This is a genomic window from Pseudoalteromonas neustonica (assembly GCF_001653135.1).
GTDB lineage: Bacteria > Pseudomonadota > Gammaproteobacteria > Enterobacterales > Alteromonadaceae > Pseudoalteromonas > Pseudoalteromonas neustonica.
Genome location: NZ_BDDS01000001.1, coordinates 116,932 through 141,612 on the forward strand (window position 1 = coordinate 116,932; position 24,681 = coordinate 141,612).

Consider the following 24,681-nt stretch of genomic DNA (forward strand, 5'->3'; position numbering starts at 1 on the left):
CAATCCACAAAGGTCAACACGCCCTAGTGCTTTTTAATAAATAAAAAGCGTGTTAGTCATTATAGTTGCCAATTTACAGAGATGGCGTAACTACGTGGTGCACCGTAATAGCCTTGCGCCCAGTATAGGCTGTTAATGTATTTTTCAGAGGTAACATTATTAATGTTTAAAGTGACCCCTACGTTATCAGTAATTTCGTAAGTGGCCATTAAATCTAGTAGCCCATAAGCGCCTTGCTTTGTTGTAACGAGTGCATTATTGTTGGCATCACGCACTTGTACGCGCTTAGTATCATCTTGCCAGCGGTAATTTAAACCAAAGGTTAGACCTTCAATCGTTGGTACTTGATGAGTAATAGCAAGCTTAAATTGATTCTCAGGGGTGTAATCTTTAACTAAGTCATCACCTTCAATATTTACGCCACTGTAGCTAAAGCTTGCACTTAGATCGTCAGTCAATTTACCGCTGAGCTCTACTTCAAACCCATCACTATTAATGCCGTCAGCGCCATAAAAGCGCGTATCATCTGGCGATGAATTAGGAATAGCTACAGCAAGTCCTACTTGTTTGGCATCAAAGTATGCCAAAGTAATAAATAGATTATCTTCAAGTAATTGAGCTTTTAGGCCAACTTCACTGCTTTTACCTGTAATTGGATCTAAGTAGTCACCGTTAATGTCGCGTTGTGTTTGTGGCACAAAAGTTTCGGTGTAGCTAGCATAACTAGAAATACTCTCGTTGAAGTCATAAACAGCACCGAAGTAAGGCACTGTTTGCTCACTATCTTTCGCTTTATTTACGCCATAAGAAATACCATCAGTTTGCCAGTTAACTTGGCTTATACCTGTTAAGAAGTTAAATGAATCGGTGAGACTAAGTCGTGCTGATATATAAGCCGAGCGTTGTCTGTTTTTTACATCCCCACCACGTAAGCCTGCATTTAAAGTGGGTACTGGCGCTGATCCGTCCCAAGTATTTAAGTGATCAATACTAGGTGCTGGATTAGGGTGCTGCTGGTTTGCATCATATAGCGATGATTCGGTTTTTTTCATATCGGCTTGGTTTACGCCAAATGATAAATCATGCTCACGTGAGAATAAATCAAGTTTACCTGTGGCATATAAATCAAAAATATCATGCTCATCTTTATAATTATAATTGCTTGCTAAGCCAGATAGACCTGTTTGAGTTTCTTTATTTGGTGTGCCGTATACGTAAAATAAAGCCGACTCTTGCTCATTTTCTATATGGGCATAATTCGCTTTTATAAACCAACTAGCAGCAATACTTTGCTCAATAGATACAAATATTTGTTCAGCGGTATTGTTCCAGTATGACCAATCAGCGGCAGTGCTGGTTGATGAGTCATAATTTGTTGCTGTACCGTCAGTGTAATAAAGTGGCAGCGCACCCCATAGAGGACTATCAGCATCCTTTTTTTGATTAACGTAGTTAACAGATAAAAGAGTACTATCGGTTAGCTGTCCTTCGTAGGCTAGGTAATAAATAGTTTTATCTTGTTCATAACGATCTAGGTATGAATCTGTTTTTTGCTTAGTGAATGCGACGCGTACTGCATGGTCATCCGCTAAGGCTGTTGAGGCATCAAGCTCAAAACGTTTGTTATTCCACGAACCATAAGAAGCTGAAGCGCTAACTTTTGTTTGATAAGTCGGCTTTTTAAGCACCATATTAACAGTTGCTGATGGATTACCAGCACCGGTCATTAAACCGTTGGCACCGCGAACAACCTCAATACTTTCAAAAATTGATGTATCAAGCGTACCTTGAATAGAACCTAAATCTTGAGGCAAGCCCATACCATTTATTTGAAAATTTGTAATTTCAAAACCACGAGCTTTAAAATACGTACGATCTGTCTCTATTTGTTCAACGGTTACACCAGGTGTACTCTCTAACACTGCGTTTAAATTATCAAGCGAGAAGTCATCCATGAGTGCGCGCGAGATCACTGAAATAGACTGCGGCGTTTCTTTTATTGTTAAGCCAAGTTTGGTCGCTGATTGTGCATCTTCCGTAATATAGTTTTTGTGGTGTTGTCCATACACCGCGATTTTTTCAATATTCTCATCATTGTCTTTATTTTCAGTGGCTTGGCTGTAACTGCTGAGGGCTAAAGAGGTTAGTACGGCTAACTTAGATAAACGTAAAAATTGCGGGGCAGACATGTAAAGTTCCAAATAGTTCAAAGAAGCGAGTAATTTAATCTAAATGATAGTGATTTGCAATACCTGTTCTGTTTAAGTGGATAGTTAGAGTGGTATGGTTGGCAATAAAAAAGCGGCTAAAGCCGCTTAAAAGGAAGTAACAGGAAATAAATAATATTAAAATGCATATTTAACAGAAAATTGTAAGCGTTCCATATCACCATCAGAGCCGCTTTCTAGTTCGCGTTCGGCAACTTTTAACTCAGCACCAAATGTTAGCTTTTTAACTGGAGAATAAAGAATATTAGCGCTATAGCTTTGACTTGTTTTTGTTGGGTCGCCAGTTATCGCTAGTAAATCTGAGTTATTATCGGCTGAGAAGAATGAGTATAAGAATGTTGAACGCCATTGGTTATTCCATTGCTGTTGATAAGCAATAAAACCAGATGTTGAATCAATCGCATCGAGATCATCGCCATTAAGTACCGCACTATTAGCAACATTTAAACCAATATAGCGCCCTAAACCTTGGCCTTGGGTAAGCATAAATTTAAGATTGTTTTTACCAAAATTAACTTTACCAGAGGCGCTTACACCAAATGATGTTTCGTCTGCGTCAATGCCGTTTTGTTTGTAGCTAAGTTGACGTGCAAGCCCCGCAACCACAATCTCACCCCATTTTGCCTTGTGCGCATAGCGAGCTGTAAAATCAGGTAAAGATGCATCATCAATTGACGCTCTTGAACCACCTTGCATTGTTACTGTGGTTTCAGGGTTTTCTATAGAGAAAGACCAGCTACCCGTTGTGTATTTAACTTGAGCTTGACGAACAAATACAGTGCCCTCTGCTGGGCCTACAAAATCGAGTGTTTCAGGTAATGCCCCTACGTTCTGGAAGTTTGACCATGTTTGGCCAAATAACCAACCATCATAAGTAATAAATGCTTGGCGAACACGCGGGGCGTATGAGTTACTCACGCGCTCATTTCCGCCGGCAGCTGATGCAATAAAATCGATTTCAATTTTAGTTTTTATTTCTTTACCGTCATCTAGCGTTGTTGCAGTACCAAAGAAAAAGCGTGATTGGCGAGCATGCATATCAAATACTGGATCACTATCTACATCAGCACCCACAGGTGTCGTGCCTGGTACGTAAAAGTCACGACCAATGCTTCCGCCAGCTTGTACACCTGATGAGTAGTCACTCCACATAGCATCTAGCTTTACATAACCACCGTAAGTTACATCAGTATTACCAATGGTTGCAGCATGCGCGCTTGCTGATAGTGCGCATAGAACGGCTGTCGCGGTGAGGGTTTTTAATGCTGTTGTTTTTGTTGTCATAGTCAATGTCCTATTCGAGGCTGCTTGTTGCATTTTTGTAATACCACTTTTGATTAAGTACGCTTTTTACTCAATTACCTATTGGTCTATTAGACTAAGGTGGCATTATTACAGAGCATAAAAAGTACAAATTATTAACACACTGTATTAATGGTGTAAAAAGTGCGATAGTTTAGTATCTTTTTAGGTACATATAAACAATTAAAAGGCTCTACAACTAAGGTCTAATACTTTCACCTACGATGCTGGGTGATCCTTGGGGTAGGCCGATGGCAAGTAATTAAAAATGGAGACGACTATGTCACAAAGTATCTATCCAGTTCCTGCACATATCAAGAATGCAGCATTAGTTGATAACGATAAATATAATACACTTTACAAGCAATCTATTGATGACCCAGAAAGCTTCTGGGGTGAACACGGCAAACGCCTTGATTGGTCTACACCTTTCACTAAAGTAAAAAATACTTCTTTTGATAAAGGCCATATCAGTATTAAATGGTATGAAGATGGCGAACTAAATGCGTCATATAACTGTATAGATCGCCATTTGGCGACTAAAGCAGATAAAACAGCACTCATTTGGGAAGGTGATGACCCTTCACAAAGCGAACATATTTCTTATCAGCAACTGCATGATGAAGTTGCTAAGTTTGCCAATGGCTTAAAAAAATTAGGTGTACAAAAAGGCGATCGAATCGCTATATATATGCCAATGTCACCGCAAGCGGTTTACGCAATGCAAGCATGTGCGCGCTTAGGTGCAATTCATTCAGTGGTATTTGGTGGCTTTTCACCTTCAGCCATCGCTGATCGCATTAAAGATTCTGGCGCTAAAATAGTTATTACATCTGATGAAGGCCGCCGAGCAGGTAACACCGTACCGCTTAAAGCAAACGTAGATGAAGCCGTTTCACAACCATCAGTGACGACAATCGAGCACGTCGTCGTGCATCAGCTTACTGGTGGGGAAGTGCAGTGGAATGAACATGATGTTTGGTGGCATGACTTAGTTGCTGATGTACCTGCAGTGTGCGCGCCAGAGCCTATGAACGCAGAAGACCCGCTCTTTATTCTTTACACGTCGGGTTCTACAGGGCAACCAAAAGGCGTGGTTCATACCACCGGTGGTTACTTAGTTTATTCATCGATGACCCACGAATACGTATTTGATTTAAAAGAAGATGATGTTTTTTGGTGTAGCGCTGATGTAGGCTGGATCACCGGCCATAGCTATATTGCTTACGGGCCATTAGTAAACGGTTGTACGCAAGTATTGTTTGAAGGTGTGCCTACTTACCCAACAGCTGGCCGTATGGGTGAAGTCGTTGATAAGCATGGTGTAACAATTTTATATACTGCACCTACGGCAATTCGTGCATTGATGGCTAAAGGCGATGAACCTACAGCCACATCAAATCGCGATACTTTACGTATTCTTGGTTCTGTTGGTGAGCCAATTAACCCAGAAGCATGGACATGGTATTACGAAAGTATTGGTAAGAGTAATTGTCCGATTGTTGACACTTGGTGGCAAACTGAAACCGGCGGCATCATGATCACACCATTACCAGGTGCGATTGACATGAAACCGGGTTCTGCAACGCGTCCATTCTTTGGTATCGCCCCAGCATTATTTGATGCCGAAGGTAATACACTTGAGGGCGCGACTGATGGCAATTTAGTTATTCTTGATAGCTGGCCATCACAGGCTCGTACCGTTTATGGCGACCATGAGCGCTTTGAACAAACGTATTTCTCAGCGTATCCGGGTGTGTACTTTACCGGTGACGGTTGTCGTCGTGATGAAGACGGTTACTACTGGATCACAGGTCGCGTTGATGACGTGCTAAATGTATCAGGACATCGCCTAGGTACAGCAGAGATAGAAAGCGCGTTAGTTGCCCATGCCGCAGTTGCAGAGGCTGCTGTTGTTGGTTACCCGCATGATATTAAAGGCCAAGGTATTTATGTATATCTCACGCCAAACGAAGGCGTTACTGTTAGCGATGAACTGACCAAAGAGGTGCGTAACTGGGTGCGTAAAGAGCTAAGCCCAATTGCATCGCCAGATATGATTCAATGGTCACCTGGTCTACCTAAAACGCGTTCAGGTAAGATTATGCGTCGTATTTTACGTAAGATCGCTGCAAATGAGCATCAACAACTTGGTGATACCTCAACACTTGCAGATCCGGGCGTTGTTGATGAATTAATCGAGAACCGATTAAATCGTTAAATTTGCGTTAAAAACTTGATTAGAAGTTGATTCTAAACGTAGTATATCGGCTGTTGTCTACTTGATAGATAGCAGCCGAATTTATTAGGAGTGAACCATGAGTCAGTTTTTAATAGCGGATGACCACCCGTTATTTCGTGAAGCACTAAAAGGAGCATTAAGTTCAAAGTTTGATGATTTAGACGTTTTTGAATCAGATAGTTTTGATAGCACTTTGCAGGTACTTAGCGAACAAGAAGATTTAGACATCTTACTACTTGACCTACATATGCCAGGAAGCGGCGATTTATACGGCTTAATTCGCATTCGTGAAGACTACCCAAGCTTACCAATTGCAGTTGTATCAGGCAGTGAAGATATACATATTGTTTCAAAAGTCATGAGTTATGGCGCAATGGGGTTTATTCCTAAATCATCATCATCGGATGATATTGCCAGTGCAATTAACCAAATTTTGGATGGTGACGTGTGGTTACCGCTCGAACTAAAAGACAAAGTTGCAACCGTTGAAGGTGAAGATAAAGAGATCGCAGCGCAAGTTGCGTCGTTAACGCCCCAGCAGTACAAAGTATTACAATATCTACACGAAGGTTTACTGAATAAGCAAATTGCCTACGAACTTCATATTTCAGAAGCGACAGTAAAAGCCCACATTACTGCAATTTTCAGAAAACTAGGCGTTTATAACCGTACGCAAGCGGTATTGATTGCAGCAAAATTACAACTAGAACCGATTGAACCTGCACAATAAGTACACATTAATAATAACAAAAATAAAGAGGCGAACAGCCTCTTCATTTTCATTGGCATGCTATTTCCACAAACCAAGAGCTTAACTAAACACCACAGTACGATTACCATTAATAAACAGCTTGTGCTCAGACGCTAATTGTAGTGCCTTACAAAACACTGTTTTCTCGACATCTTTGCCCATCTTAGCCATCATTTCAGCTGTATTCGCATGATTTACATGAGTCACGTCTTGCATGATGATTGGCCCTTCATCAAGCTCATTATTAACAAAATGCGCTGTTGCCCCAATGATTTTTACGCCACGTTCAAATGCTTGATGATACGGTTTTGCACCAATAAACGCAGGCAAAAATGAATGGTGAATATTAATGATTTTACCGTCAAAACGACCAACAAACTCAGGGCTTAAGATTCGCATATATTTGGCAAGGCCAATAATGTCTGGTTTGTAACTAGCAATTAAGTCACCCACTTGCAGGTCGTGTTCAGCGCGTGATAACCCTTCATGGCTGACCACATGAAACGGCACATCAAAGCCCTTCGCCAATGGTGCTAAGTCAGGGTAATTAGCAATTACAGCCAATACTTCAATATTCAGCGCTTGCTCAAACTGCTTTAGCAATACGCCGCCCAAGCAATGCGCTTCTTTAGTGGCAAGCAACACGACTTTGGTTTTTTCGTCAGTATGCAGTGCTAATTGCGCGCCATCGGGTAGCAAAGCCTGTAATTGATTTAAAAAGTCAGGTGCTGGTGCGCCAGTTAATTCAGTACGCATAAAAAAGCGCTGGGCATCTTTATCTACAAATTCATTATTACGTGTAATATTTAAATTATGCTCGTGACAAAGCCCTGTAATTTTGGCAATTAAGCCCACATCATCCGCACATTGCGTTGTAAGTATTGTGTTCATTTCCCTCATTCCAATCCTATGATTAGTCGTTTTATTATTTGTTAATTTATCACGAAAACAAAAGGGGTTATAGCTTGTAAATTTTAGAGTAAATACAATAAGTACGCGGGATTGACGTGGTAGCTGCAATTTTATATCGGGTTAAATGCACCGGGGTTTCGTAAATATGCGAATATTTGGATTGGTACGGGGTAACCCTCTTAAAAACGCGGGGTAAACTCGCTGCTACTTTATATAAATACAACCCCCAATGGAGTAGTCGACGATGTGGCTCACTATGTTTGATCTTAATGGATTTACGACGATATAAGGGACATTGTTTATTAAATCGTTTTCATCACTAATTAGATTATAAACCTTACGCTGCGATTAAATCGCCCCTAAATTGAACGAATTTTAATCCGCAAAGTTCAACAAGCCCTAGTTAGATTTACTTTGCAGTTCTCACTTAAGTGCTTTTTATAATTATTCACAATGACTTAAGCTGGCAACGTAAGTTACTTGGTGTCATGCCTGTCCAGCGTTTAAATGCGCGCCTAAAGTTGGTCAGATCATTAAAGTTAAGCTCTATGGCGAGCGCTTCATTGCTTTGTGCAAGAGTTATGATATTAAACACTGCGGTTTGCCGCTTGATGCAATCTTGTAAAGCGATAAAACGCGTATGATGTTGTTTAAGCTTACGTTTGAAAGTTGCGGGACTCATAGCAAAATAATGCGCTACGGCCTCGAGGTTTTGCTGTGGCTGGGCTGAAATATAGTTACGAACCAATTGCAACCAAGGTGTGGCCGGTGATGTGTGCTGCATTAAGTTTGCTAATGATTGCTGGAGTAAGCTTGGGCAACTATCAATTAAATATTTGTTATAAAGCTCGTCACTTATACTGATCATAAATAATTGCTGCGAGAACTTACACTTTGCTTGCAAATTAACTTGGTATTGCTCTATATATTTGGGCTCAGGGTAAGGGAATGAGAAGCATAAGTCACTGTTATTACCAATGCGTGATTTGCACGTTGTTGCGATAAAGCTGGCAAATAGTTCACAGCAAAATTGTTCTACGGCGGTGTTAATAGCACCAAAGCTGAGGTTAATAATGAAGTGATGACGTCTGTGATGATGTCTATGCTGCGCATTAAATAAATTTAAGCCATGCAATGGAAATTGCAGTAATAATTTTTGTAGGCATTTTAAGCTCGAAGCTTGAGAGAATGCACTGTGTAAAGGGTTGTGGTTAAGTAGCTTACGGCCAAGTAAAAAACTAAGCTCGTGTTGCCAATCTAATTGCTGACAGTTTTCTTGTAAACGATAAAATTGAGCAACACTTACATTACTTTTACCTAGCTCAAAATCTTGATAAAAAAGCTTGGTCCCTTTTAATAATTTGTCTGGATGGATCCCACGGTGTTTGGCCAAGTCGACTAATTGAGCCGCCCAAGATTGTAATCCAGTACATGGTGTATCTATGTCGATTACTTTTTTAAAATTCACGCAGTTTGCTCAAATAAGCGTTTGTTATTTAATAAGCCTTTATGCAGCTTACTGAGTAAGGCAGATGTTGAATCATCGTGTTGCGCTGTAATTAAGCTTCGGTGCACTTTTTGTTTTATGTTGGTTTTTTTTGTACTTCCTTGAAACGAAAATGACTCTAGTGCATTAATAATTGAGCGACTTAATTCATCTGCCATATTTAAAGGCGTGTCAGGCAGTAATACAATAAAGCAGTCACTGGCATAGCGACAAACTAAATCATTCTTGCGTACATTTAGGGTTAATACTTGGGCAAATTCATGAAGTAATTTGTCGCCAGCTTTGGCGCCAAATTGACGGTTGAAACAGTCAAACTGAGCTATATCAAGCATCAATAATGAAAACCCATGCTCGTTATGATGCAGTAAATTGAGCTCTCTATTTATTTGACTTTTCATATAATCGGCGCTGGCTAAGCCACTGATTGCATCGCTGAGCTGGTGTTCTCGGTAAAAGCGCTCTCGGTTTCGTAGTTGCAGGTTTATGCTCATTTGTTCTTGATGCCAATGATATAGAGCAATGCTCATTAAAATCATGCCAAATGGCGCAGGAATAGATTCAATGGTACTCAACCATGCTTGATTTTTATCGTAGTTGACAAATTCATCAATAAAATCAAGAGTCATTGATAGATTCATAATAGCCAAACCTGCAAATAATAGGTTGGTTACTCGCCCTTTCGGTCTACTGAGTAAAATAAAGAAAATCCATAGCAAGGTCATGATTGTAATTCCCCCTTCACCAGCAACATCAAACCAATCAATATTATTATGCCCTTTGTAGTGCCCATAACTGAGGGTGAGTGTCAGTACGCAAATCAACATGGTCGCTAAAATAAATAACAGTGAACGGTGTAATTTTAAAAAGGTTAAATTCATGATGCGCTCATTAGGTTGGGTTTGGACGACAGAGTTTAAATACCACTAGGGTCATATTAGCTCACAGTGATGACATATTTTTTACTGACAGGGTGGGTTTATGCGGTTTTTATTGCAGTTACTGCGATTACCCCGCGTGGTTTGGGGGTCAAATTAGCTCATTTAACAAAAGTAACGGCGTTAAATACATCAAATAATCGCATTTAAAAGTAGTGTAACTAGCACTGACATATTTAGTTCATCTTTTACTTTTAGGGTGTTGCCGGTAGGCCACGTTGTGGCCGCTAACAACATTAAATTATAAGTCGCAATTAAGAGATCAACTATGAACCCCTTTAAATCGTCACCATTTATTAAATCGAGTATCGCTATTGCATGTTGTAGCATTTTATACGCAACACCAGTACTAGCTGATGGCAAAGTACAAGGGCGCATAACGGATGCTAGCCATAGTGTTTATTTTGGCGGGGCAAAAGTTACTGTTAAAGAGCTAAGCCTAAAAACAGTAAGTAGCCGCGATGGTACGTTTTCATTTAATAAACTCCCCGCTGGTAATTACACCTTGGTTATAAATTACATTGGAGCGGAGCGAGTTGAGCAGGCTATTACGGTTGTTGATAACAAAGTATTTGAAAAGCTGTTTGTTATCGGTGAGCAACAAGACGCGATGGATAACATTATTGTTTATGGGCAAAGCGCAGGGCAAGCGGGGGCGATTAACCGTCAAAAAAATGCAAATAATTTAAAGTCGGTGGTGAGTGCTGATTCAATTGGCCAATTTCCAGATCAAAATGCAGCAGAGTCATTACAGCGACTACCCGGTATTTTTATTGCCCGAGATCAAGGTGAAGGCCGCTTTGTTGGGATCCGTGGTATTGATCCTAATTTAAATAATGTCACAGTGAATGGTTTGAATGTCCCTTCGCCTGAGGCGGGTGTGCGTTCTGTAGCAATGGATGTGATCCCAAGTGAGCTCATTCAAAGTTTAGAAGTAAGCAAAACAGTTACGCCAGACATGGACGCCAGTGCCATTGGCGGCTCTATTGAAGTGAAAAGTTTAAGTGCTTTTGATAAAGCAAAGCAGAGCTATAGCTTTACAGCGCATGGGTCATATAACGAGTTAGAATCAAAAGCTAGCCCCAAGCTCTCCGGTAGTTATACCAATATATATGAGCTTGATGGCGGTGTTGATTTAGGTATAGCGACAGCGGTATCTTGGTTTAAACGTGATTTTGGATCACGAAATATAGAAACCGATGGCGGCTGGAGTGAATTTAAAGTTGAAGACGCAGCAACAGGAAATGATCTAACAATTATGGGTGCTGAAGAAATTGAGCAGCGCCATTATCAAATAACTCGAGAGCGTTTAGGCGCTGCGCTTAATGTTGATTTACATACGAGCGCGACGGATAAATATTACTTACGTACTTTGTACAGTGATTTTTCAGATGACGAATACCGCCAGCGAAACGAATATAAATTCAGTGATGGAAAATTACTGCAAAGTAGCGATACCACGGGAAGTTTTACTGGCGCAGAAATGGACCGCGACACGAAAGACAGATACGAAGAGCAAAGCATTTTATCAATGGTGGTAGGGGGTGAAAACCAGCTAAATAATTGGTTTGTTGAATACAATGTAGGTTATTCAAAATCTCAAGAAAAAGAACCAAACCGTCTTGATGTTACCTTTGCAGCAGAGAATATTGATATGGGTTACACCGCGCGTACTGATACGCCAATGCTAACTCAATCAGCTAATGCGCATGATTTAGCGCTGTTTGAAATGGACAAAGTTGAGGTTATTAATAATACTAGCGACGATGAAGAACTGAGCTTTAAGCTTGATTTTACGCGTGATTTTGTTTGGAAAAATAACAATGGCGAGTTTAAGTTTGGCTTTAAACAGCAGCGCCGTGAAAAACGTAACGATGTAAATGTAGCGATTTACGATGGCGATTTTTTAGATGCGATGGGCAATGATTTTGCAACTTTAGCGCCAGACTATGACTTAGGTAAGTTTGGCCCAGGGTTAAGTCGACATGCGATAGCTCAGTTTGTTAGTACAAATAAAGCGACGTTTGATTTAAACAGCAATGAATCTCGTGTTGAATCTGATGGTGAGAGCTATATAAGTAATGAAGATATTACAGCCGCCTATGCAATGATTAGCATGGATATAGATAAGTTACATATAGTGGCTGGTGTACGCTATGAAGCAACTGATTTTGATACTCAAGGTAATCAAGTGGAGTTAATTGCCGATGAAATTAATGACACGGAAAGCGTCACCACAACACCGTGGCAGGTTAGCAAAGATTATGATTATTTTTTACCAAGCTTAAATTTACGTTACAACATTAATGATAAATTGGTTACTCGGTTTGCCTATACCAATACCATTGCACGGCCTACATTTAGCGACTCCGCTGCTTATCAACTTATCGAGAGCGAAACCACCGAAGACGATGGCGTTATTGAAACGCAACGTAAAGCACAAGTTGGGAACCCCGATTTAAACCCATACGAATCAATGAATTTAGATGCATCAATAGAATACTATCCGGGCACGATTGGCGTGCTATCTGCTGGGGTGTTTTATAAAGATATTGATAACTTTATTGTGCAACAAGAAGTACAAGGAAATGTCGGCTGGGATGGTTTTGATGAAGTAGTCCAAATGGTCAATGGTGGCAAAGCCTCGTTAACTGGGGTTGAACTAAACTGGAACAAAACCTTTAAATCAGGCTTTTTATTAGGGGCCAACGGCACATTTATTAATGCTGATGACAAACTACCTAATCAAGCTGATACCGTCGCAAATGTGCTCATCGGTTTTGAGAACAATACAATCAGCACTCGCTTAAGTGCATCTTATAAAAGTAAGAGCTTTCAATTTGATGATGCAGATATGGCTGTATACGAAGACAGTCATATGCAGTTAGATTTAAGTAGCAAGTATTACTTTAGCGATAATATTAATGTGTACTTTAACGCGACAAACTTAACTGATGAACCATTGTATTTATATCATTCTGATAAGCGTTATAACTATCAGTATGAATCATACGGGCGCACCTTTGAGTTGGGCTTTACGTTTTCTTCTTTATAAAAATATTGATGAGCTTGCAATTATGCAAGCTCGCTATTGAGAATGTTATGAATAAATTAAATACAGTATGGTTGGTATTAAGTGTGTGCTTAGCCGTATCAGGTTGCACATATCAAAATGTAGATAAGCCAAAAAAGAGAAATATAGGCACCGCCGATATTGCATTCTTAGCGTTTGGTGATGGCGGGTACCATGTTGATTACCCAAAAATAAAGCACCTTAAAAATCCAAAGAACAAGCAGCAATTTATTGCAGCTGAGCTTAACGATTGGCTTGAAGATTACCGCCCCAGAGCTGAGTTTGATCATGCGCCTATTTATGTTTATCCCGGAACTGATATTGCAACAGAGCAAGGTGGGGCACAAGCGGTTGGCTTAGCTATGGCTCAGCTATGTAAAACCAAAGCGTGCCAGTTTGCTATTCAATTGGGAGATAACGTATACCCAGATGGCGCCGATGCCGATGACGGTAAAGACGATCAAAAGCGTCTGCACGATTTAGTGTATGCACCACTTAAACCGTTGTTTAATGTTGACCCCAATTTAGTTGTGTATTCAGCATTGGGTAATCATGACTGGAAAAGCTCGCGTAAAGGTGTTGCTTTACAAACACAGTGGATGGCAAAACAGGCCAATTTTTATATGGAAGAGCAAGGTTATTACAGTTATAAAAAAGGGGTTCCAGGTAATGATGTAGAGTTTTTTGTACTGGATACCAATATGCTGTTAGCAGGGCAGACATTCTATGAAGTACCACTGAATTCAGATGGCAGTGAAGGCGATGAGGGCCAAGCAATAGCAAATGGCACCGCCGAGCTTGAAGTTCATGAGCAGCATGAAGGCCCAAAAAATGGTGAAGACCTTAAACAACTCGCATGGCTAAAGCAAGGTATTGCCAACTCAACGGCGAAGTGGAAGTTAGTGTATGGCCACCATATTTTATGGTCAATAGGTGGTACAAAATACAGTGAAGGGCATGTATTAAGGCGTTTACTAATGCCTACACTATGTAAATATGCAGACGGTTATATTGCAGGACATGAGCACGATTTAGAGTTATTAACGGATGATTGTACACAGTACGACTCAGGCAATAGTCAAGGTAAGTTACCGTTGATCATCTCAGGAGCGGCTTCAAAAATGCGTGGTAAGCATACGCCGTTTGCGCAGTATCAAGCGCGTCAGTATCCTCAGTATGATTTAGTGTGGTCAAAGAGTTTTGTGTGGGGCTTTAGTCACATAAACCTTGATAATGAAGACGATCAACTTGATGTGAGTTTTTATACAACTGCGCGAGATTTAAGTGGTGAATTACAGTCAGAAGCTCAGTTTAGTTTTAATAAGCGCACGCAATAATTAAGCAATATCACTATGAGTAAATGTGCGATTTGTTTGCACATTTACACAGTTTTTAACAAGTATGTAAAGCTATGTAAGCGGGAGTAATGCTTTGTAAATCATGAAATTATTAACTTTATTAGGAGTCTAAAGCCGACTATAAACAATAAGGAATTGATTCCATGAATACCCCACTATTTAAAATTGCTTTAACAACAACGCTAATAACAACATTAACAGCTTGCTCGGGAGGAGATTCATCCACCAGCAAAAGTGGTTACATTCAACTTTACAATGGCTCATATAATAGCCCATACACACGCTTATTTATTGATGATGCTGAGCGTTCAGGTACAGACTTTGGCAATGTAACTACGCGCCATAATTACAGCACAAATAGTTATGATATTAGCCTACAGTATTTAGATGCAAACGACAGTTACATTACCATCAAAGAGCAAACCGTCGACGTAAAAGATAGCGTAACCCAATTATTAGTGATGAACAGCGACTTTGCTGAGCCAGCGATTAATGAACTCAGCGTACCCACCACAAGCGATGATGGTAAGTTAAATTTAGGTTTTTATAATATTGCAGGAGAGAACATCAGCTTTGATGTTTACTTAGCTAATGATGATGGACTGTTTGATACCGCAGAGTTAATAACGTCACCTACTTATTTAAATGAGCTAGATTTAAAAAGTATTGATGAAGGCTATTACACTTTATATCTCACGCAAAGTGGCGACACCAATGTTATTTTTGAGTCAGCTACGGTGTATTTAAACGACAATGCCAGCTATGTAATGATGATACGCCCAAGTTATGCTACGCAAGATGACGGTATCGCACTTGATATTGTGACCTCAAGTAATAGCGTGACACAGTTAAAGCATCAGGCAGCGCAAGGGCAAGTTCGTTTTATTAATACCATAGATGATTATTCCCAAACTCGCTTTACTGTAACCAGAGGCGCGCAAAGTTACCCATCTGAGTTGACTGCAAACGACACCTATTCCAACTACCTTGAGCTTGCACCTAATAGCTACAGTATTGCGATGACGAATGATACCGGTGATAACATTGTTGATAATTTTTTACTCACCCTTGAACGTGAGCAAAGTAACGTTGGACTTTTTTATACCGATAAAGAGTTTGGCCCACGAATGATGACATTAAAAGAAGATTTAACGCCAAGCAGTTATAGCCATAAAGTGACTGTTGTTAACTTATTAGATAGTTATGCAGGGCAAAATATTGTTGATGTCGATGTGGTCTTTACCTTAAACGGCGAAACGGTTGATGATGCAAAAAATAGAGTGACGGGTATTGATCAATACAGCCAAGAAAGCGTCGTTGTTGATAATGAAACTTACACCACCTATGTATTGTATGAAGATAACGGGCAGCAAATAGTGTTGATGCAGCAAGGTGATATGGATTTTAGCCAAGAGGGTAACTATATTTTAATACTTGAGCATGACGAAGCCAGTAGTACGGGCTATAAGATGACGTTAGAGCGCACTATTACGCAATCTGTCGAATAATTTAACGCAAATGAATTTCAGCGCTATAAAAAGTAGCGCTGATTTTTGTGTTTATATTAAATACACTTTACGTTATAACGGAGGTATTAAAGATATCCAAGGATTGAAAAATGGACGATGGTATAGCGCTAATTGTATTAGCGATACTAATTATATTGGCAGGTTCAATAGCAGGCTTAGTTGCTTTTTTTCAGCTCGGTGGGCTGAAAAATGAAATTACGGTATTAAAAAAGCAACTGGCTTATGTATTAAATCAGCAGAAAGATAGCGCGTTAGGTTCTAAAGATCAGAGTTTACAGCAGGATTCATCGCAGCTTAATAAGCAAAACACGGATATGCAAAGCGCTTATGCACACAGTATTTACCCGCATGATCCTGAGACAGACAATCCGGATATAACCAACACAGATGCAGCAGCCCATCAAACTCGCTCAGTGCAATCATTTGCAGTAGAGCCGCCGCAGAGTCCAGATACCTTCAAGCCAGTATCGCATGAACAAGCGTCTCCCTCATGCGTTAAAAAACAACCGTCTTTTTTCAACACCTTTTTAAGTCAATTTAAAACTCAGCTACAAGAAAATTGGATGACTTGGATAGGGGGGATTGCGCTAGCCTTCGGTGGAATATTTTTAGCTAAATACAGTTTAGAAGCGGGCTTATTGTCGCCTTCATTACGCATTACATTTGGCGCTTTATTTGGCGTGACACTCATTGGCCTGGCTGAATATTTACATAGGAAAGGCATTGTCTTTGAAGGGTTTAATAACTACGTGCCTGCGGCGTTAGCGGGAGGCGGTTTTATTAGCTGCTTTGCGTTAACTCTACTTGCATATTCAAGTTACGCAATGTTAAGCCCTACTGCAGCCTTTGTTATGTTAGCAGTTATAGCATTAGCGGCAAGTGTAATGGCGTTGCGTTTAGGGCCGTTATTAGCCGTGCTTGGCATTGTTGGCGCTTACAGCGTACCAATATGGGTTAATACAGGCAGTGGCAACCTTATGGCACTGCTTATGTATATTGGTTTTGTTACTTTATCGGCGGTACTGGTTGCGCAAAAAGTAAAACGCAATTGGTTGTGGTATTTACTTTGGACATGCCACATTGGTTGGTATTGGGTCGCATTGAGCATAATGAATACTCAGCAATATTACCTTGTAGGTGGGTTTGCGTTGTTATCTATTATTGGCCTGATTGCGATGGCGCGCTTAGGGTTAATGCTACGCTTACTCGAATACCGCCCGCATAGCCTTAAGCGATTACTTAAGTTATTGCCTGACAACCCATTATTATTGGCAATTGTAGTGCCGTTACTGCTTGCAATCGTGATGTCATTGGCCAGCATGCAGTGGCAAATTATAGGGCTGTGTACAATTGTTATGTTATTGTTTTTGGTTTTGCAAAATAGCCGATGGGATCTCTGGCAGGGGCTTGCATTAGTAGTTGCTGTGGTTTTAGTGATCACCCAACAGAGGCACTTTAATGGTGATGATCACTTATTTATATTTAAAGGTATTTATGGCTTAGGATTAATACTGGGCATTGGTTTTTGCTGCTATGGGCTTTATTTTGGTGCTCGTTATAGAAAACGCCTAACCTTTCATTTGCTGGCATCGTTTGGTGTGTTTGTTATGTTAGCAACACTTTACACGATTACCCCTGAGCAGGATTTAGATGTTGCATATCCAGTGTGGACAGTTATTTTATTACTGACCAGTGGCGTGCTAATTAAGCGCTCACAAGCCGCCAGTACTCAATGGCAACAATTTAGCTATTGGATTGGCGCGAATGCCAATATAACACTGTGTTTAACTATGCTATTAGCTGATAGTGGATTAACGCTTGCTCTAGCCATTCAAGTGCTCGTTATTAGTTATTTAGTAAAACGCCATAATGTGCCAATGCCGCATTGGCCAATTAAAGCGCTGGTGGCTGTGTTGCTTGCCCGTTTAACCTTTGCACCATGGATTGCAAGTTACTCTGACTTAACCTTGTTATCGTTACATTGGAGCGCGGTAGTTTATCCGTTATGCGTTGGGTTATTTTGGTTTGCGGCAAAACAGTGGCAACAAACTGGTATGAAAATCTGGCTCGAAGGCGCAACACTGCATTGTTTAGCACTGTTTATTACAACAGAGACCAGTTATCAGCTTGTTGGCCACTACCCACAGTTATCTTCATTAAGTTTTTATGAGCAAGTATTACTAAGCTGTAATTGGCTCGCTTTAGGTTGTGTTTATTTATATCGTTCACAAAGTGCAGGGCAGTTAGGGAAGCTTTATAAAGTGGCAGGCTTATCGCTTGCGGGATTAGCGGCTTTGTTGTTATTAAATACATCACTTGATAACAACCCTTTATTTGAGCGCCTATATATTGGCGAAACCCCAGTGTTTAACTGGGTGTTATTAACTTGGTTTGTACCAGGCTTACTTGCACTTTGGCTGGCTAAATTAGTTAAACCACTTAATACAACACTCAGTGCTATAGTCGTAGGTGTATCGGGGCTACTCGCGTTTTTAGCAATTAATGCGCTTATTCGTCAGTATTGGCAAGGTGCGTTTATCCACCTAGGAAAAGGTGCTAGTGATGCCGAGCTATACAGCTATTCTGTGATTTGGTTAGCCCTTGGCGCGCTAGTCGTTATTAGTGGTCATTTAAAACACCAATTGTTACTACAAAAACTGGGATTGGGTATTCTAGGCGCAGTCATTGTTAAAGTATTCTTAATTGATATGGCAAACCTAACGGGTTTACTAAAAGCAATTTCATTTATTGGTTTAGGGCTGTCTCTGGTGGCGTTGAGCTGGCTGTTTCAAAAGCTCAGAAGTAAAGCAGAAGTACATTAGCATGTACTTCTGCTACCACAACATAGAGACTTCAGCGTTTCACAGGGGGTTAATATCAAGGCGTTACTTTACAATAATGGCTTGCCTAAATAGCTTTTAACGTCAACTGAAATAGCATCTTGAACTGGCTTGGGTATACATGACGGATTATCGCTCAGCATCATTACTGAGCGATAAGTTTCAACAATAGAACTCGTTTTAAGGGTTTGCTTTTAATCGCTGTTCAAAACGCCTATATCTTTTCAGAGTGACTCGATTTATAGCGTGTAAATAAATATAAAACACAGCAAAATCGAATAAAAAATAGAATACAGCAATCCCCGTTGGTGGGTTACCGCTACTAGGTAAGCTTGCAATACTTGATAGGTTATTAGGCCACCACCAAGTACCCGTATATGTACCGACTAACTCTATATACAGCACCACATAAAACATCAGTAAGAAAAACAGTTGTGATTTTTTAGCCACTATTAAAAAGGCTAAAAATACCAAAGTGCATATAAATCCAAATACATCATTCTCAGCAAAAAACCAAAAAGTAGAGAATAGTATGATGCCAATTAACAAAATGATTTTTAGTTTTTTCGTATTTCTTAATATTAACGGTTTTCTAGAAGCGCGATACACAAGACCAAATATCATCCCATGACCAAATGCGACCCACAGTGGTATATTATCAAACCGATAGTGATACATATTTAAAACTAACGAAAATAAACACTCCCCTAAAAACCCAACTAAAATTCCAATTAACATGGCAGTACGAGTTCGGCTATTACAATGCAAAACCCCCACCATAAAAATAGTGAATACGGCTATGTTTGCTGTTAATTGACCATTGCCAAACGTTACATCGCCAGCAGGGCTATCCATCCAAAGAAATAACGGTATAGCCAGTAAAGCAGCAATTAATATTCTTAATTGTTGTAGTTGAACCATAATAATTGGCCGATTTAATAGATTACTTGGCATTAATAGAGCTTCTCATATGTTTTGCTTAGCGAATTAGAGGTGTCAGTGTTCGATAATTAAGAGTGCCTTAAGTTATATTGTAAAGGCTGGGCTACTCTACCTGAGACTATGACTTTCTTATAGTGTTGCACTTAAAATAATCAGTATTACTCATATTTAACTGAAGTAATAACCGTTGATATTACTTATCGCTACAAACTGCTAAGCTCTAAAAAGGATTTAAAATCACCGTTAAGGGTACGTGAGTGAAACTCCCATTAAATTGCGATGCACATTACTATTCACAGTTTATGCCTCGTTCGCAAAGTCGTGCAATATTTGACTGGTTAAGCGTACGCTTTGATCTGAATGAGCCAGAATTCATTGAAATGCCAGATGGTAGCGAAGTAAACATTTTTCCTTGGCGAATGATTTTTTTAGAGCCAAAATTAGAAAAATCTGGGCTTTTTTCTTCACACCATGGGCGTCATGCTGCTTGGTTTCCCCTTCTAAGTCGATTGCAACAGCAAATTGCTGAGCTTACGGGTGTCGAGTTTAGTGTTGCTGTGTGCCTTTATTATCCTGATGGAAAAGAGAGTTTGAGCTTTCACAGTGATTTACCTGCTTTTGGCCCCACAGATATTATTGCTTCAATAAGTTTAGGAGCCGAACGTGAATTTTTAATTCGAAGCCAAAATAATGACGAAGAGCAGCACTGTGTCACGCTCGAAGATGGCTCGCTATTAATAATGGGGGAAGATTTTCAAGATATGTATCAACACGCCTTGGCAAGCACGCCAAAAGCAATCGGTCCAAGGTTTAATATCTCATTTCGGCAATTTGCTTGGCCCAATGAAGTGAGCGTTTAATTTATACAAATTCTTATTAAAAACGTGATCGCTCTAGGGTATTAAACAATAGGGTTTAGGAAGACTGATGCAAGCTATCCTGATTTATATGTTTAGATGGCGCCAACTATACCCAAAACGCCAATAGGTAAAAGTAGTAACCACTGAGGTAATTTTATAAACGTATTAAGTTTGAAAAAGTACCAACCGACAGTAAAAAACACAAATGAAAAAATGATAAATGTTACAGATATTCCGATAACTACATTTTGAAATGAGTTCAAGTTAAACCAACCAACAAAAGTTAATACAAGCCCACAAATAACAAGAGTGGCAGATACCATATGCCAACAGGCCAGTAATGTTGCTTTAGGTATGTCGGGAAGATCTGATTTAAGAAAAGGTCTAATAGGATCCACTTGTCCAGCAAAAATATGCACGCAAGATGTAAATAAACCGATTATTCCTGCAATGAAAACCCAAGTATTCATACAAACTCCTTGTAATATAACAAAGTTAAAATAGCGCTAGCTTATGAGTGTAGCTCAAATAATATACAATTGATTAAATGACAAACAATGATAAATCGCAAGGAAAAAAATCAGGCAGAGCCTGATCTTTTTCCTAAAACCTTTTACATCAAGCACTGTGGTTAAGCAGTGCTTTTAACTTCCCTGGCTTGATTGGTTTAGATAAGTAATGGATGTTTGCAGCTTTAGTTGCTTGTTTTAGCTCGTCGTCGCGTACTGCGGTTATTAAAATTGCAGGTACTGGGCTTTGCCAAATCTCCCGTAAGGTTTTGATTAATGTAATGCCATCGCAGTCATGACCGAGTTGATAATCCATTAGAATGACATCGGGTGCACTATGCTGTTTGGCATACTCCAGCACGGTTTCTACTTGCTCAAATAACTGATAATTTGCCTGCCACTTTTGCAATAAACTGGCCATTGCAGTTAAGTTTTCAGGATCGTCATCAACGGCAATAATGTTCATTGCGGAGCGGTTTTCAAACAAGCTATTAGTGATGTTTTTTTGCTGTACAAATTGGCTATCACCATAGGGCACTTCAATGCTAAAGCGGCTGCCTTTATTTACGTTAGAATCCACTTCAAGGCGCAGGCTAAGTAAATCAACCATGCGTTTGACTACACCAAGCCCTAAACCAACGCCTTTGTTATCACCTGATTCAATACGGTAAAAGTCATTAAAAATCTTAGCTTGTTCTACTTTACTAATGCCGGGACCCGTGTCCCATACTTCGATGCGTAAATGGTGTTTGCGTTTGCGGCACGCCACTAATACTTTACCTTTTACGGTATATTTAACTGCGTTAGATACTAAATTTTGAATAATTCGGCGCAGATAGGTGATATCACTATGCACAATTAACTGGCCTGAACGTACATGGAGTTGTAGGCCTTTTTCACTTGCTAATATTGCGTATTCATTATGCAGCGGCGCTAAAATATCATCAATACTAAAATGACGTGGTGTGGGGGTCATGGCGCCTTGCTCTAGTTTGGCAATTTCAAGTAAAGCGGACATTAAATGCACAGTTGAATCTAAGCTAGCGCCAAGTTTTTCGAAGTTGTTGATATTGCTATCAGCAAGTGATTTTTCATCAATTGCGGCAAGGTAGAGTCGGGCGGCATTGAGTGGCTGTAAAATATCGTGACTTGCCAAGGCTAAAAAACGGGTTTTACTATCATTAGCTTGCTCTGCTTCACGCTTTGCTAAAGTGAGTGCTTGCTCTGTTTTTACGCGGCTTTCTATTTGTGCTTCGAGATCTTTGTTGATGGTGCGAATTTCTTGTGTGCGCGCTTCAATGCGGTTTTCTAAGTCCATATTGACTTCTTCGAGCGCATTTTGAGTGGCAATGTGGGTAGTGATATCTGAAAAGCTAGTAACAAAGCCGCCATCGGGCAGTGGGTTGCCAATCATCTCAAACACTTGGCCATTGCGACGGTGGCGAATAAAGTGATGTGAGCTGCCATTTTTTAAATGCTGCACGCGTTTATCAACTTGGCGGTCAATTTCGCCGGGACCACATTCACCGCGCTGTGCGTTATAGCGAATAATGTCTTCAATTGGTTGGCCTACCTCTAAAAAACCATCGGGGTAGTCAAACATTTCTGCGTAGCGTTTGTTCCATGCCACTAAATTAAGTTCTTTATCAACAACTGAAATACCATGGCTAAGGTTTTCAAGCGAGGTAAACAGTAAGTTTTGATTAAATTGCAGTGCTTGTGTGGTTTCATCAAAAAAGTTAACGACTTCTTCAAACGCCATGCGTTTACCTGATGCAACAGTATGGATCAATGCTTGCGCAGAAGATGCACCTAATACACCCGTGAGGGCGCGTTCGCAGTAAGCTATAAACTCAGAGGTGGGGTGAGTATTATTTTCGCCAAGCTGGTGATTAAGTGAAAACTGAGCCAATACTTGTTGACTGCGTTGAATACCTAAAAATGTTTGTAGCAGTATTTTAAAATCGTATACGGTGGCTTTTACGTTTTTGTTTAAGCGCCTTGCAAGCACCGCTTGCTCTTTGGGGTTAACAAAAGCAGCCGCTTGAATTTTGTCAATTAAGCGCTCATCAGCACCTAATGAAAAGCTAATATAGCAACCTATGTTGGCAAATAAAGCGATTAGAGTGCCACGGGTGATCAGGGTTTGCTGTAGTTCAGAATCCAAGGTATTACCAGCGTCTAATATCGGTAACATTAAAAAAAGTATCCAGCAAATAAAGCCTGCAAGCAATCCTGCATATACGCCATAAGCATGGCCTTTGCGCCAATATAAACCGCCAACAATAGCGGGCAGTAATTGGGTTACTAATGAAAAGGCGACTAACCCCATGCTGGCAAGTGCTTTGCCGTGGCCAAACCATTGCTGATAAAAGTACGATAAGATCAAAATACCGGCAATAGTAAAGCGCCGTACGAGCAGTATTTGTGGCTTATAGCTGCTGGTAATTAGGTTGCGTTTAAATTTACGACGTAGCATTAGCGGCAATACGACGTCATTAGAGATCATGGTGCTTAGCGTTAATGTGGCAACCACTATCATGGCTGTCGCGGCGGAGATCCCTCCAATAAATACAAACGTTGTGAGCAGTACATTGTCGTGCATCAATGGCAGGGCTAGTACAAAGCTATCGGGTGAAAAGCCATTACCAATACCAGGGTGAATTGCAGCAGTGGCAATAGGTAAAATCATTGCTGCGGTGAGCAATAAATACAGTGGAAATGCCCAGCGGGCGGTAAATAAATGGCGTTTGTCTTGGTTATCAACCACGGTAACGTGAAATTGTCGTGGCAGGCATATAATTGCAGCAGCTGCCATGAGCGATTGGCCAATAAAGTTAAAACTAAAAAAGTTAAAGTTGTTCCAGTGCTGCCAAATCGATTCTTGCAGTTGCGCTTGTCTGCCTGTGGGCAAATTATACAAGGTGTAAAGTGCTAAACCTGCCACAGCTACTAATGCGAGTAGTTTTATCAATGATTCAAAGGCTACAGCTAACATTAACCCTGAGCGATATTCGGTTACATCAACTTTACGAGTGCCAAAAAAGATCGCGAACATGGCCATGATCAAAGTGGCCGACAGTGCCACCATCGAACCTGATATTTTATTGTCGCTTTGCAGTAGTAAAAAGCTGTTACTTAGGGCTTTAAGCTGCAAAGCGATATATGGAATAGTGGCCAATAAGGCAATTACAGTGACCATAATAGCCGTGGTTTGGCGTTTACCGTAACGGGCTGAGATAAAATCAGCGATGGTGGTAATATTTTGCTTTTTACTCACCAGTACCAATTTACGTAAAAACCCTTGCCCAAAAAAGAACAGCAACGCGGGGCCAAGTAAAATAGGTAAGTAACTCCAACTGCTTGTTGCAGCAGTGCCCACTGAGCCGTAATACGTCCACGAGGTACAGTAAATACCCAATGAAAACGAGTAAACAAAGGGATGGTGGCTAATACGTTTTGCAAGCGGCGTGGTTTTATCACCCCAGTTAGCCAGCCAAAACAACACGCCAATGTATGCCAAAGCAACAAAAATAAGTGCAGCAGTCATGTTTTTATTCAATTTTTATTATGTTACTGCACACCATACCAGAAGTTTTTGCAGTTTTGAGCTGTCAATTCCACGCTTTAAAAAGTGATTTATTTAAGGTATTGATATTTATAGTTAATTTCAATGCTTGTAATTACATTAGA

General features: G+C 40.3%; 15 protein-coding genes. 7 read left to right on the plus strand and 8 right to left on the minus strand.

The genetic code is table 11. From position 1 onward, the window contains the following. Positions 1 to 59 precede the first annotated feature (59 nt). Both A7967_RS00535 and A7967_RS00540 read right to left on the minus strand, forming a co-directional pair. A complete protein-coding gene (locus tag A7967_RS00535; protein WP_054204278.1) occupies positions 60 to 2,189 on the minus strand; it encodes a TonB-dependent siderophore receptor in 2,130 nt (709 codons plus the stop codon). A 156-nt stretch (positions 2,190 to 2,345) separates the two neighbouring features. Then, positions 2,346 to 3,512, minus strand: coding sequence for a DcaP family trimeric outer membrane transporter (locus tag A7967_RS00540; RefSeq protein ID WP_054204277.1), 1,167 nt, complete (start codon positions 3,510 to 3,512; stop codon positions 2,346 to 2,348). 298 nt (positions 3,513 to 3,810) lie between these two features. Here A7967_RS00540 and acs point away from each other — a divergent pair, with 298 nt between their 5' ends. Both acs and A7967_RS00550 read left to right on the plus strand, forming a co-directional pair. After that, complete coding sequence (acs, locus tag A7967_RS00545) at positions 3,811 to 5,751, plus strand: acetate--CoA ligase (protein WP_054204276.1); 1,941 nt, start codon at positions 3,811 to 3,813, stop codon at positions 5,749 to 5,751. A gap of 97 nt (positions 5,752 to 5,848) precedes the next feature. After that, positions 5,849 to 6,502 carry a response regulator transcription factor gene (locus A7967_RS00550; protein WP_054204275.1) on the plus strand — a complete coding sequence of 218 codons (654 nt, stop codon included), beginning with the start codon at positions 5,849 to 5,851 and terminating at the stop codon, positions 6,500 to 6,502. 81 nt (positions 6,503 to 6,583) lie between these two features. Here A7967_RS00550 and purU read toward each other — a convergent pair whose 3' ends face one another. The 3 genes from purU to A7967_RS00565 form a co-directional block, all read right to left on the minus strand. Continuing rightward, positions 6,584 to 7,414 (minus strand): formyltetrahydrofolate deformylase, encoded by an 831-nt coding sequence (purU, locus tag A7967_RS00555; RefSeq protein WP_054204274.1) that lies wholly within the window; start codon positions 7,412 to 7,414, stop codon positions 6,584 to 6,586. A gap of 469 nt (positions 7,415 to 7,883) precedes the next feature. Then, entirely contained in the window at positions 7,884 to 8,903 is a 1,020-nt protein-coding gene (locus A7967_RS00560; protein WP_054204273.1) for a helix-turn-helix domain-containing protein, read from the minus strand. Next, a complete protein-coding gene (locus tag A7967_RS00565; protein ID WP_054204272.1) occupies positions 8,900 to 9,820 on the minus strand; it encodes a GGDEF domain-containing protein in 921 nt (306 codons plus the stop codon). Before A7967_RS00565 ends, A7967_RS00560 begins: the two co-directional genes overlap by 4 nt. A 325-nt stretch (positions 9,821 to 10,145) precedes the next feature. On the opposite strand from A7967_RS00565, the gene A7967_RS00570 reads away from it, so the two are divergent. From A7967_RS00570 to A7967_RS00585, 4 genes are all read left to right on the plus strand, one after another. Then, a complete protein-coding gene (locus A7967_RS00570) occupies positions 10,146 to 12,932 on the plus strand; it encodes a TonB-dependent receptor (protein WP_054204271.1) in 2,787 nt (928 codons plus the stop codon). A gap of 47 nt (positions 12,933 to 12,979) precedes the next feature. Further along, entirely contained in the window at positions 12,980 to 14,287 is a 1,308-nt protein-coding gene (locus A7967_RS00575; protein ID WP_054204270.1) for a metallophosphoesterase, read from the plus strand. Positions 14,288 to 14,451: 164 nt separating this feature from the next. Further along, positions 14,452 to 15,816 (plus strand): hypothetical protein, encoded by a 1,365-nt coding sequence (locus A7967_RS00580; protein WP_054204269.1) that lies wholly within the window; start codon positions 14,452 to 14,454, stop codon positions 15,814 to 15,816. A gap of 110 nt (positions 15,817 to 15,926) precedes the next feature. Next, on the plus strand, positions 15,927 to 18,659 hold the full coding sequence (locus tag A7967_RS00585; protein WP_054204268.1) for a DUF2339 domain-containing protein: 2,733 nt from the start codon (positions 15,927 to 15,929) through the stop codon (positions 18,657 to 18,659). Between the two features lie 198 nt (positions 18,660 to 18,857). Here the strand turns inward: A7967_RS00585 and A7967_RS00590 are convergent, their stop codons facing one another. Then, on the minus strand, positions 18,858 to 19,631 hold the full coding sequence (locus A7967_RS00590) for a hypothetical protein (RefSeq protein ID WP_054204267.1): 774 nt from the start codon (positions 19,629 to 19,631) through the stop codon (positions 18,858 to 18,860). A gap of 245 nt (positions 19,632 to 19,876) precedes the next feature. On the opposite strand from A7967_RS00590, the gene A7967_RS00595 reads away from it, so the two are divergent. After that, a complete protein-coding gene (locus A7967_RS00595; RefSeq protein ID WP_054454910.1) occupies positions 19,877 to 20,479 on the plus strand; it encodes an alpha-ketoglutarate-dependent dioxygenase AlkB in 603 nt (200 codons plus the stop codon). A gap of 92 nt (positions 20,480 to 20,571) precedes the next feature. Here A7967_RS00595 and A7967_RS00600 read toward each other — a convergent pair whose 3' ends face one another. Beyond that, positions 20,572 to 20,949, minus strand: coding sequence for a hypothetical protein (locus A7967_RS00600; RefSeq protein ID WP_054204265.1), 378 nt, complete (start codon positions 20,947 to 20,949; stop codon positions 20,572 to 20,574). A 148-nt stretch (positions 20,950 to 21,097) separates the two neighbouring features. Continuing rightward, on the minus strand, positions 21,098 to 24,538 hold the full coding sequence (locus A7967_RS00605; RefSeq protein WP_064435247.1) for a PAS domain-containing hybrid sensor histidine kinase/response regulator: 3,441 nt from the start codon (positions 24,536 to 24,538) through the stop codon (positions 21,098 to 21,100). Positions 24,539 to 24,681 lie beyond the last annotated feature (143 nt).

Bases quoted from the DNA above. Each gene is read 5' to 3' on its own strand.
- A7967_RS00535 (WP_054204278.1), bottom strand. From the start codon at position 2,189: ATGTCTGCCCCGCAATTTTTACGTTTATCTAAGTTAGCCGTACTAACC.
- A7967_RS00540 (WP_054204277.1), bottom strand. From the start codon at position 3,512: ATGACAACAAAAACAACAGCATTAAAAACCCTCACCGCGACAGCCGTT.
- acs (WP_054204276.1), top strand. From the start codon at position 3,811: ATGTCACAAAGTATCTATCCAGTTCCTGCACATATCAAGAATGCAGCA.
- A7967_RS00550 (WP_054204275.1), top strand. From the start codon at position 5,849: ATGAGTCAGTTTTTAATAGCGGATGACCACCCGTTATTTCGTGAAGCA.
- purU (WP_054204274.1), bottom strand. From the start codon at position 7,414: ATGAACACAATACTTACAACGCAATGTGCGGATGATGTGGGCTTAATT.
- A7967_RS00565 (WP_054204272.1), bottom strand. From the start codon at position 9,820: ATGAATTTAACCTTTTTAAAATTACACCGTTCACTGTTATTTATTTTA.
- A7967_RS00570 (WP_054204271.1), top strand. From the start codon at position 10,146: ATGAACCCCTTTAAATCGTCACCATTTATTAAATCGAGTATCGCTATT.
- A7967_RS00575 (WP_054204270.1), top strand. From the start codon at position 12,980: ATGAATAAATTAAATACAGTATGGTTGGTATTAAGTGTGTGCTTAGCC.
- A7967_RS00580 (WP_054204269.1), top strand. From the start codon at position 14,452: ATGAATACCCCACTATTTAAAATTGCTTTAACAACAACGCTAATAACA.
- A7967_RS00585 (WP_054204268.1), top strand. From the start codon at position 15,927: ATGGACGATGGTATAGCGCTAATTGTATTAGCGATACTAATTATATTG.
- A7967_RS00590 (WP_054204267.1), bottom strand. From the start codon at position 19,631: ATGCCAAGTAATCTATTAAATCGGCCAATTATTATGGTTCAACTACAA.
- A7967_RS00600 (WP_054204265.1), bottom strand. From the start codon at position 20,949: ATGAATACTTGGGTTTTCATTGCAGGAATAATCGGTTTATTTACATCT.
- A7967_RS00605 (WP_064435247.1), bottom strand. From the start codon at position 24,538: ATGACTGCTGCACTTATTTTTGTTGCTTTGGCATACATTGGCGTGTTG.